Source organism: Micromonospora andamanensis (genome assembly GCF_016863495.1).
Classification (GTDB): Bacteria; Actinomycetota; Actinomycetes; order Mycobacteriales; family Micromonosporaceae; genus Micromonospora; species Micromonospora andamanensis.
In genome coordinates, this window is record NZ_BOOZ01000090.1 from 1 (window position 1) to 10,523 (window position 10,523).

Genomic DNA, 10,523 nt, shown 5'->3' on the forward strand with positions numbered 1-10,523 from the left:
TTAGGCACCGCCGGCCGGGTCGGCTACGACGTGGCCGACGCGGCGTACTTCCACCGGGTGATGCCGTACGACGCGGGCCGCGCCGAGCGGGACAATCCCCGGCTGGTCGGTGCGCGGGCGCTGCTCGACGCCGGCGCGGTGCAGCCCGACGGCACCGCGGCGACGGTACGCAGCGGCGACCAGGTCTACCGGGTCCGGCAGCTCGCCGACGGCTCGCTCACCTGCACCTGTCCCTGGTGGGCGAAGCACCGGGGGCAACGTGGGCCGTGCCGGCACGCCCTGGCCACCCGGATGCTCACCACCGAGCAGGTCGAGGAGCGGGTGTGACGCGGTCGACGGAGAGCACGGTACGACGTCGGCTGGAGCTGGCCACCGGCGGCACCAGTGACCTGTTCGGCCTGGTGACAAATGGTGCCGCCGAATCGGTGGCGGCAGCGCTGGAAGGATTGCCGGAGCAGCGCCGCCGGGAGATCGGCGTCGAGCTGACCGCCTGGTTCAAACAACCGGAGCGCGACATCTGGTGGTCGGCCGGCACCGGGACCGCCCTGGCCGTCGCGGTGGTCGGCTGTCTGCCGACCGCAGCTCAGGCCGCGGCGATCCTCGGTCGTCCCTCGGTCAACCCGCACGGTCGCCGGGCGGCCGAGCTGGTCCGTCGGGTGGCGCAGGAGCGAGGCGTCGACTGGCTCGTCGACCTGGCCCACCGCATCGCCACCCGGTTCCGTCAGGACACCTGGGTGGGTCGGTGGCACTTCGTCGCCACGCTGCTGCACGCCGAGGGCAGCGCGCCACCTACCGACGACAGGTGCGTGCAGCTGTGGTTGACGGCTGTCGAGTCCCCGGACCGGTTCCACCAGGGCCAGCCGGCGCCGGTGGTCGACCGGCTGCGCGACGATCCGTTCCTGGCCGTCATGCTGCCCCGACTGTTCGAGGTGGACGGCATCGGTAACCAGATGATGTTCATCGCCGGCCACGCCAACTGGAACGACCCCGGTCAGCCCGCCCTACCGGCCGCCCTGGCCCAGCTCGCCGCCGAGGGCGCGGTGGACCGGGTGATGCTGCTCGACGCGTCGATCAGCCGGCTGCTGCGCGGTGACCGGCCCACCGCGCTCCGCGCCTTCACCACCCTGCTCGACCAGCTCGCACCGACCACCAACGAGGTCACCGCCCGCGCCCCCGACTACCTGCGGCTACTCGTCGACGCTCCCGCGCCGGTGGCCACGATGGCGCAGAAGGCGCTCCGCAAACTGCCCGACCTGGAGCTGGAGTCCGTCCTCGACGCGTCCCGGCAGATGCTCACCCGACCCGAGAAGGCTCTGGTCCGGACCCAGCTCGCCTGGCTCGACCGGCTCGCCCGCCACCACCGGGACCGGGCCACCGAGATCGCCGAGGTGATCGCGGTGGCCGCCGAGCATCCCGCCGTGGAGCTTCGGGAGCGGGCGTCCACCCTGGCCGCCCGGCACGGCTTCGACCCGGCACCGGTCGGCCCGGCGCTGGCGCGGCCCCGCGGCGACGACCTGCCACCGCCAGCTCCGCCGGCTGCGGCTGCCGCGCCCATCACCGACCTGGACGAGTTGACCGAGGAGGTCGCCGCGCTGCTCGGCACCCCGTACCAGGGGGCACCGCTGGAGCGGATCCTCGACGGGCTCGTCCGGCTCACCGCGACCGAGGGACCCCGGGTACGCACCGCTCTCGACCCGGTGATCGAGCGGCGGCACTGGTCATGGGCGAACACGCACCGCTGGGATCCACTCTGTCTCTGCGAGACGGTGGTCGAGGTGTTCAGCAGCGCCGGGGTCAAGCGCACCGACCGGCGGCGGGAGCGGTGGGAGAAGCTCCTAACGGCGGTACGTCGGCGCGACGCGGCACCGGAACTGGTGGTCACCGATCCCAAGGTGCCACCGGTCCACCGGCTGTTGCGGGCCCGGCTGGCCGAGATCGGCGCGCACCTCAACGAACCCGGGCAGGCGGGCCTGCTGGCCGCGCCCACCTCGACAAACGGTCTGCTCGACCCGACGACTCTCGTGGCGCGGCTCACCGCGCTCGGTGACCGGGAGCCGGGCTACTGGGATCTCACCCAGGCGTTGCTGCGGTTGCCGACAGGCGTCGACGAGTCGATCGCCGACCAGGCGACGGCGCTCGGCACGGCCGCCGGCCGACGGCTCGCCGGCTGGTTGCGCGACGGCGGCCTACCGCAGCCGGTCGTCCGGACCCGCACCTTCACCCGGGATCCGCGGCGGGGCAACCGTCACTGGGAGTACGCGTACATGCCGGCCGAGCGGATCCTTGTCGACCTGACGCCACCCGCCGACGCGGTCGACAGGTACGGGCTGTTCACCGCGCCTGCCACACCCCTCAGCGGCGATCACTCCGGCTGGGTGCACCTGTGGCCGTCGCTGCTGCCCGGGCACCGGGGCCTGGTCACCGCGTACGCGCTGCCGCTTGTCGCCGGTGCCGCGGACATGGACGAGCGCGACGGCGCCGCGGTGCTGCCCCTGCTCACGGAGATCGGCGGTCCGGGTGGGGTGGCCCTCGACCTGGCCGTGGCCTACGGTCTCAGCGCCCGGTACGGTCCGGACCGGGTGGCCACTGTGGACGCCCTGCTCGCTCTCGCCGCCGCAGGCGACTTCGACGCGGCCGGCACCGGTGAGCAACTCGGCACCCTTGCCGCCCGGCAGCTGGTGAAGCTGTCCCGGGTCGTCGAACCGCTGCGCGACGCCGCACAGGCGGGTGCGCCGCTGACCGTGTGGCGGCTGCTCGCCGCCGCGCTCCCGGCGGTGCTGGCCGCGCCGACACCACCGCGCGGCGTGCCGGAACTGCTGACCCTGGCGGCGGAGACGGCCACCGCGACCGGCGTGCGGATCGAGGTGCCCGGCCTGGCCGACGTCGCCGGACGGGCCGGATCCAACCGCCTGGTCACCGAAGCCCGCCGCCTGCACAGGGCACTGACCGAGACCGTGAACCTGTAAATCTTGGTCCGTGAGCGCCCTCCCAGGGGCCCTCACGGACCAAGATCTCTACGAGGTGGGGCGGGGTCAGGTGATGGAGGTGGGGAAGCGCTGCCAGACGCGGTGGTCGGCCATGAGTTGCTGGACGGCGGTCAGGACCTCGCTCGCGGAGTCGGCGGTGACCACGCCGGGTGTGCCGGCGACGCCGGCCTGCTCAAGCACCGCGACGCCGGTCCCCCACGCGCCGATGGCCTTGGCGTGCCGCCAGCACTCCTCCACCATCAGCAGCACCCGGGGGTCGACGGTGGCCGAGCCGGCCGCGCCCGCCTTGGCGTCGCGGGCCGGCAACGCGTCGGGTGCCGGTGCGGGCGCCGTGGCGAGCAGGAGCGCGTCGAGTTCGACCGAGCGACCGGTGGCGAAGCTCCGCTGGGCGGGCAGGTCGCCTATCGTTCCGCCGTGCGGCGCGATGAGCAGCGGCACCATGTCGGCGGCGAAGACCGCCTCGCGTGCCGCCCGGACGCTGTCGAGGTCGGCTTCGCTGTCGACGACGATGCCGACCATCCGGCCGTCGGCCGGCCACTGCCGGCCCACCTGCGACAGCGCGGGGCTGGGGGCGACGTCGGCCACCGGCACTGTCGGCTCCGGCGCGGGCAGACCGAGACCGGTGGCGACCTGGGCGCAGAGCACCGGGTCGATGCTGGCCAGGCACTGGAGCTGACGTTCCTTGATCGCCTGGTGGTAGCACTTGCCCAGCTCGAAGGTGTACGCCCTGATGATGTGTTCCCGCTCGACCGGGGACATGCTGAGCCAGAACAGGCGGGCCTGGCTGAAGTGGTCGTCGAACGAGGCCGGGTTGGCGCGGACCTTGGGGGCCTGGGCGACCTGCACCGGCACGTCGACGAACGGGTGGTCGTCGTCGCCGGCCGGGAACGGGTTGCCACCGTCGAGGGAGTTCGGCCGGTACGGGGCCACCCCGGCGTGCACGGCGTGCTGGTGGAAGCCGTCGCGCAGCATGTCGTTGACCGGGGCGTGCGGCCGGTTGATCGGGATCTGCGCGAAGTTCGGCCCGCCCAGGCGGGTCAGCTGCGTGTCGACGTACGAGAAGAGCCGGCCCTGGAGCAGCGGGTCGTTCGTGACGTCGATGCCGGGCGGCAGGTGTCCCACGTGGAAGGCGACCTGCTCGGTCTCGGCGAAGAAGTTCGTCGGCGTACGGTTCAGGGTCAGCTTGCCGACCGGCTGCACCGGCGCGAGTTCCTCCGGCACGATCTTCGTCGGATCGAGCAGGTCGATGCCGGCGAAGGTCTCCTCGGGGGTGTCGGGGAAGATCTGGAGGCCGAGTTCCCACTCGGGGAACGCGCCGGCCTCGATGGCGTCGTAGAGGTCGCGCCTGTGGAAGTCCGGGTCCATGCCGCTGAGCAGCTGGGCCTCCTCCCAGACCAGCGAGTGCACGCCCAGCTTCGGCTTCCAGTGGAACTTGGCCAGCACCGTCTCCCCGGCGGCGTTCACCAGCCGGAAGGTGTGCACCCCGAAGCCCTCCATCGTCCGGTAGGAGCGCGGGATGCCCCGGTCGGACATGTTCCACATGGTGTGGTGCTGCGCCTCGGTGTGCAGCGAGACGAAGTCCCAGAAGGTGTCGTGCGCGCTCTGCGCCTGCGGGATCTCGCGGTCGGGGTGCGGCTTGCCGGCGTGGATGATGTCGGGGAACTTGATGGCGTCCTGGATGAAGAAGACAGGCATGTTGTTGCCGACCAGGTCGAAGGTGCCCTCGTCGGTGTAGAACTTCGTGGCGAAGCCCCGGGTGTCGCGGACGGTGTCGGCCGAGCCGCGTGAACCGAGGACCGTGGAGAAGCGGACGAAGACCTCGGTGGTCCGCCCCTTCTGCAGGAAGCCCGCCCGGGTGACGGCCTCGGCGGTGCCGTACGCGGTGAACTCGCCGTGCGCGCCCGCGCCACGGGCGTGCACCACCCGCTCGGGGATGCGTTCGTGGTCGAAGTGGGTGATCTTCTCCCGCAGGTGGTGGTCCTGGAGCAGAACCGGCCCGCGCGGGCCGGCCTTGAGGGAGTGGTCGGTGTCCCGCAGCCGCGCGCCCTGGGCGGTGGTGAGAAAGGCGCCCTGCTGTCCGTTGGCGGTGGCCGGCGCGCCGGTCTCGGCGCCGGTCGGCGTACGGGTCTGCGGGGCGCCCTGCTCGGGTTTCGGCGGCAGCGGCGCGTGCGGCGTCGTCGGCTCGTCGAGCGTCGGCGGAGCGCTGCCCGGCGCACCGGGCACCTGCGGGGTGAGGGCGTCGGTCACCTTCTCCGCTGCGGCCTCCACGACATCTCTGACCGCCTTGGCGGGGTTGCGGGCATTCATTTCGACGGGTACCTCCTGGGGACACGAGAGCCAGATGTCAGGGCGGTACCCGCGGCAGACCGAGCAAAACGACGCGAATGGCGCGGATGTGGGTATCTTCGATCACTCCGGCCGCAGCTGCTCGTAGTACGCCTGCATCGGCGGGTGGTAGTCGTCGAACGGCGGCATCGCCGCGCCCTCGCGGGAGGCCACCAGGCAGTCGAGGTACCACTCCCAGCCCGGCCCGACCCCACCGATGCCCTCGGTGTCGTCGAGGTGGTGGACGAAACGCAGCTCGGTCCGCTCACCGTCGGAGGTCAGCAGCAGTTCCAGCACCCAGTGCCCGTACTCGTCGCGCATCGACACGGCCAGCCGCCGGGGTGGCTCACACGCGTCGATCCGCAGGTCGGACCAGGGTGCATCCTCCTCCATGGCCATCTGCACCCGGATGGTGCGGCCGGGCGCGGCGTCGCCCTCCCAGGGGCCGAACCATCGGGCGGTGCGTTCCGGCTCGGTGAGGCTGGCCCACACATCGTCGATGGGGGCGGGGAAGCTACGGGTGAGGACCAGGTCGACGCCGTTCTCGGCGTCGAAGAGTCGGCCGGTCGGGATGCGGGTCATGCGGTGCGCTCCTGTTGGGCGGATGGCGACTCGCCGGTGCGGCGGTCGCGGCGGGCACGGTAGACCTCGGTCTCCAGGGCGTCGAAGCGACGTTCCCAGAGGTCGGTCCGGGTGAGCTGGGTCAGCCAGCGGACCAGGTCGACGAGCCGGGTCGGATCAAGCTCGTAGAACCGCTGGCGGCCGACGACGGTGTCGCGGACCAGGCCGCTGTCGCGCAGTACGCGCAGGTGCCGGCTGATCGCCGGGCGGCTGATCTCGAACTCCTCGGCGATCCGCCCGGCCGGTAGCCGACGCTCGCGCAGCAGTTCGAGGATGCGCCGCCGGACCGGGTCCGCGATCGCGGCAGCTACCTCGTCCACCGCTAAAGCGTAACCTATGGGTTACACGTTTGTCCGCCCGGCCGACGCGGTGGCGGACATTGACACCGCCGACAGTGACGTGATGTGCTCCCAACGTAGCGGTAATGACAACCGTGATCGTTAGCCGAGGAGGAGCATGTCTCTCACCGTGCCGCCGAGCCTGCTGCGGGCCGCCGAATCCGGCCCCGTCGACGACGAGGACTTCGTGGCCTGCGTCCGCGAGTCTCTGCCGTACGCCTGGCAGACCGTCAGCCGGGTGGCGTCCGAGCTGGCGTCCGCCGACGCCGACTTCGCCGACAACCAGGTGCCCCCGCCCACCGAGGCGGAGCGGGGCCAACTGTTGCGCGCGTTGGCAAGTGACGCCATCCGGTCCAGCCTGGAGCGTCACTTCGGCGTCAAGCTCGCCTTCCAGAACTGCCACCGGATCGCGGCGTTCCGACCGTCCGCCGTCGACTCCGACACCTACCGCCGGTTCATCTCGGTACGCGGCCAGTTGCTCAACCAGTCTCCCGAGCTGCGTGACTGCTGATTCGAGCGAGACCCGGCGGGCCGGTCAGGGCGTACGGGCGCACCTGTTCCTGCTCGCCGGGCAGCGCCCCGGCGACACCCACGCCGAGGCGCTGGCGACCGCCCACCGCTACGGACGGGCGGCCGAGGCCGCCGGCTTCGCCGGGGTGTGGATCGCCGAGCACCACTTCATCCCCTACGGGGTGTGCCCGTCCGCGATCACCTTCGCCGCCCACCTGCTCGGGGCGACCCGCCGCATCGAGGTGGGCACCGCCGCCTGCATCCTGTCCAACCGGCACCCGGTGGCACTGGGTGAGGAGGCGGCGCTGCTGCACGAGCTGTCCGGTGGACGGTTCCGGCTCGGCGTCGGCAGGGGCGGCCCGTGGGTGGATCTGGAGGTCTTCGGCACCGGGACGGAACGGTTCGCGCACGGGTTCCACGACTCGCTGGAGCTGTTGACCAGGTGGCTGTCCGGGCAGCCGACGGTGGCCGGGAACCATCGCTTTCCGTTCCGCGCGGTCCCGGTCGTGCCGCGACCGCGCAGCCGGCTACCCGTCTGGGTAGCGGCCACCTCGACCGGCACTGTCGATCTCGCCGCCCGGCACGGCCTGCCGCTGCTGCTCGGCCTGCACGCCGATCTCGCGGAGAAGGCGGAGCTACTCGACCGCTACGCGCGGGCGGCCGAGGCGCACGGCCACGACCCCGCCGGCGTCGGTCACGCCAGCGCCCATCTCGCCCAGGTCGCCCGCAGCGACGAGGAGGCGGCGCGGACGGTGGGCACCGGACTCCCCCCGCTGCTGGCCGGCACCCGGGAGTACGTCCGCCTGGACGGTGCCCCGGCCGGGCAACGGGATCCGGCCGGATACGTCAGGCAGCTTGTCGACATCCATCCGGTGGGGGCACCGGACCGCTGCCGAGCAGCGGTGACCCGGGCGGCGGCGCTGCCCGGCGTACGCCATCTGTTGTTCATGGTGGAGGCCGGCGGCGGCCCCGAGACCGGCCTGACCAACATCCGCCGACTGGCCACGGAGGTGCTCGACCTCGCTCCGCGGGACGAGCGGCGGCGGCCGGCACCGACATCGTCGGGTCAGACGGCGGGTTCGGCGTCGCCCGCCGGAGCGACCGGATACCATGCGCTTCATGGAAACGGTTACCGTTAGCATCTGGCTGGAGGGTTGCCGATGAAGGTCGCCTTCGTCGGAAAGGGTGGCAGTGGCAAGACCACCCTCGCCGCGCTCCACGCCCGCCACCTCACTGCCGAGGGCCGCCCGCTGCTGGCCGTCGACGCCGACATCAACCAGCATCTCGCGGTGGCCCTCGGCGGACCGGCCGCCACCATGCGACCGTTGAGTGAGCACCTGCCAGCGATCAAGGAGTACCTGCGCGGCGACAACCCGCGCATCGGCTCGGCAGCGCAGATGGTGAAGACCACCCCGCCCGGACGGGGCTCGCGACTGCTGCGGGTGGCGGAGCAGAACCCGATCTACACCGAATGTGTCGCCACGATCGGCGGCGTACGACTCGCGGTGACAGGTGAGTTCAGCACCGAGGATCTCGGCGTGGCCTGCTACCACTCCAAGGTCGGCGCGGTGGAGCTGCTGCTGAACCACATGCTCGACGGGCCCGGCGAGTACGTGGTGGTGGACATGACCGCCGGTGCCGACTCGTTCGCCTCGGGACTGTTCACCCGCTTCGACCGCACCTTCCTGGTCTGCGAACCGACGGTCCGCAGCGTCAGCGTCTACCGCCAGTACGCCGGCTACGCCCGCGACTACGGAGTGGCCCTGTCGGTGATCGGCAACAAGGTCGAGGACGCCGCCGACGTGGAGTTCCTCCGCGAGCACGTCGGGGCGGACCTGCTCACCTGGATGAGCCGGTCGGCGTACGTGCGCCGCGCCGAACGCGGCACCGTCGGGCCGCTGCACGAACTCGAGGATGCCAACCGGGCCGTGCTGGGCCTGCTGGCCGACGCCGTCGACGGAACCACCCAGGACTGGTCGGCGTTCACCAGGTGGGCCCACGAGTTCCACAGACGTAACGCCGAGGCGTGGGCCAACGAGCGCGCCGGAGTCGACCTCACCACGCAGATCGACAGGGACTTCGTGATGGGGCCGGCCGCACTGGCCGAGGCCGTACCGGGTAGCTGAGCGGTTGCCGACACACCGCTGCCGGGCCGCGTGACCCGTGCCCGGCAGCGGACTCAGCGTTTGTTCCAACCTGGTTAACGTCACCTGCCGCGTACGCGACAGGTCTGGCGCTGGCCGCGACATCTTGCGACGCTGGTGATCGTGTATGACTACGACCTGTTGGTGCTGGGCTCCGGGCCCAGCGGTCAGAAGGCCGCCATCGCCGCCGCGAAGCTGGGCCGGCGGGTCGGCCTGGTGGAGCGACGCGACATGCTCGGCGGGGTGTGCATCAACACCGGCACCGTGCCGTCGAAGACCCTGCGCGAGGCGGTGCTCTATCTGACCGGCCTGAGCCAGCGGGACCTCTACGGCAGCAGCTACCGGGTCAAGGACGAGATCACGGTGAGCGATCTGGCCGCCCGGACCCAGCACGTCATCAACCGGCAGACGGACGTCATCCGCAACCAGTTGGCCCGCAACCGGATCGCGGTCATCACCGGCACCGGCCGGTTCGCCGACGCCCATTCGGTATGGGTGGACGGTGACTCCGGGCGCGAGTCCAGGATCACCTTTGACAAGGCCATCATCGCCGCCGGCACCCGGCCGGCCCGACCGGACAGTGTCGACTTCGACGACCGCACGATCGTGGACTCCGACGGCGTCATCAACCTCCAGGCCGTACCCCGAAGCATGGTCGTGGTCGGCGCGGGCGTGATCGGCATGGAGTACGCCTCGATGTTCGCCGCGCTCGGCACGAAGGTCACGGTGGTCGAGCGCCGGGAGCGGATGCTCGACTTCTGCGACGAGGAGGTCGTCGAGTCGCTGAAGTACCACCTGCGGGATCTGTCCGTGACGTTCCGCTTCGGCGAGGAGGTGGCCGCGGTCGAGAAGCACCAGACCGCCGCGTTGTGCGTCCTCAAGAGCGGCAAGAAGATCGTCGCGGACACCGTCATGTACTCGGCCGGCCGGCAGGGCCAGACCGACGAGCTGGACCTGGCCGCGGCCGGGCTCACCGCCGACCGGCGTGGGCGCATCGAGGTCGACGCGAACTACCGGACCGCCGTGGAGAACATCTACGCCGTCGGCGACGTGATCGGTTTCCCGGCGCTGGCCTCCACCTCGATGGAGCAGGGACGACTGGCCGCCCAGCACGCCTGCGGTGAGCCGGACCGCCCGATGCACGCGTTGCAGCCGATCGGCATCTACACGATCCCGGAGATCAGTTTCGTTGGGAAGACCGAGGAGGAACTGACCGACAGCGCGACACCGTTCGAGGTGGGCATCGCCCGCTACCGCGAGCTGGCCCGCGGCCAGATCGTGGGCGACTCGTACGGGATGTTGAAGCTGCTCGTCTCTCCGGCGGACGGCCGACTGCTCGGCGTGCACGTCTTCGGTACCGGCGCCACCGAGATCGTCCACATCGGGCAGACGGTGATGGGGTGCGGCGGCACTGTGGACTACCTCGTCGACACGGTGTTCAACTATCCGACGCTGGCCGAGGCGTACAAGGTGGCCGCGCTTGACGCGTCCAACAAGATCCGCAACATCACCCGGATCGACGGCTGACGCCTTACCCGGAGTGACCGCCCGACGCGATCCGCAACAGTCGCTCTCCGTGACCACCCCACGCGACTAGT

The 10,523-nt window shown here is 71.4% G+C and carries 9 protein-coding genes; 6 read left to right on the top strand and 3 right to left on the bottom strand.

The window, feature by feature from the left end; translation table 11 throughout:
• Together Van01_RS32265 and Van01_RS32270 are read left to right on the top strand one after the other, a co-directional pair.
• On the top strand, positions 1-327 hold a 327-nt coding region (locus tag Van01_RS32265; RefSeq protein WP_204015691.1), incomplete at its 5' end, for an SWIM zinc finger family protein.
• The gene (locus Van01_RS32270) at positions 324-2,966 is read left to right on the top strand and encodes a DUF6493 family protein (RefSeq protein WP_239099433.1); all 2,643 of its coding nucleotides are present in this window, start codon (positions 324-326) and stop codon (positions 2,964-2,966) included. The genes Van01_RS32265 and Van01_RS32270, both read left to right, overlap by 4 nt.
• A gap of 66 nt (positions 2,967-3,032) precedes the next feature.
• Here Van01_RS32270 and Van01_RS32275 read toward each other — a convergent pair whose 3' ends face one another.
• The 3 genes from Van01_RS32275 to Van01_RS32285 all read right to left on the bottom strand — a co-directional run bounded on the left by Van01_RS32275 (position 3,033) and on the right by Van01_RS32285 (position 6,253).
• Entirely contained in the window at positions 3,033-5,294 is a 2,262-nt protein-coding gene (locus Van01_RS32275) for a catalase (RefSeq protein ID WP_204015693.1), read from the bottom strand.
• Positions 5,295-5,396: 102 nt separating this feature from the next.
• Positions 5,397-5,894 (bottom strand): SRPBCC family protein, encoded by a 498-nt coding sequence (locus Van01_RS32280; RefSeq protein WP_204015695.1) that lies wholly within the window; start codon positions 5,892-5,894, stop codon positions 5,397-5,399.
• Positions 5,891-6,253, bottom strand: coding sequence for a metalloregulator ArsR/SmtB family transcription factor (locus Van01_RS32285; protein ID WP_204015697.1), 363 nt, complete (start codon positions 6,251-6,253; stop codon positions 5,891-5,893). The genes Van01_RS32280 and Van01_RS32285 overlap by 4 nt, the downstream gene beginning before the upstream one ends.
• A 136-nt stretch (positions 6,254-6,389) precedes the next feature.
• On the opposite strand from Van01_RS32285, the gene Van01_RS33370 reads away from it, so the two are divergent.
• The 4 genes from Van01_RS33370 (at position 6,390) to sthA (ending at position 10,452) form a co-directional block, all read left to right on the top strand.
• Complete coding sequence (locus Van01_RS33370; protein ID WP_239099434.1) at positions 6,390-6,782, top strand: SCO5389 family protein; 393 nt, start codon at positions 6,390-6,392, stop codon at positions 6,780-6,782.
• On the top strand, positions 6,772-7,920 hold the full coding sequence (locus Van01_RS32290; protein ID WP_239099435.1) for an LLM class flavin-dependent oxidoreductase: 1,149 nt from the start codon (positions 6,772-6,774) through the stop codon (positions 7,918-7,920). The genes Van01_RS33370 and Van01_RS32290 overlap by 11 nt, the downstream gene beginning before the upstream one ends.
• Before the next feature lie 21 nt (positions 7,921-7,941).
• Complete coding sequence (locus tag Van01_RS32295; protein ID WP_204015701.1) at positions 7,942-8,907, top strand: ATP-binding protein; 966 nt, start codon at positions 7,942-7,944, stop codon at positions 8,905-8,907.
• Between the two features lie 141 nt (positions 8,908-9,048).
• Positions 9,049-10,452, top strand: coding sequence for a Si-specific NAD(P)(+) transhydrogenase (gene sthA, locus Van01_RS32300; RefSeq protein ID WP_204015703.1), 1,404 nt, complete (start codon positions 9,049-9,051; stop codon positions 10,450-10,452).
• The last annotated feature ends 71 nt before the right edge of the window (positions 10,453-10,523 follow it).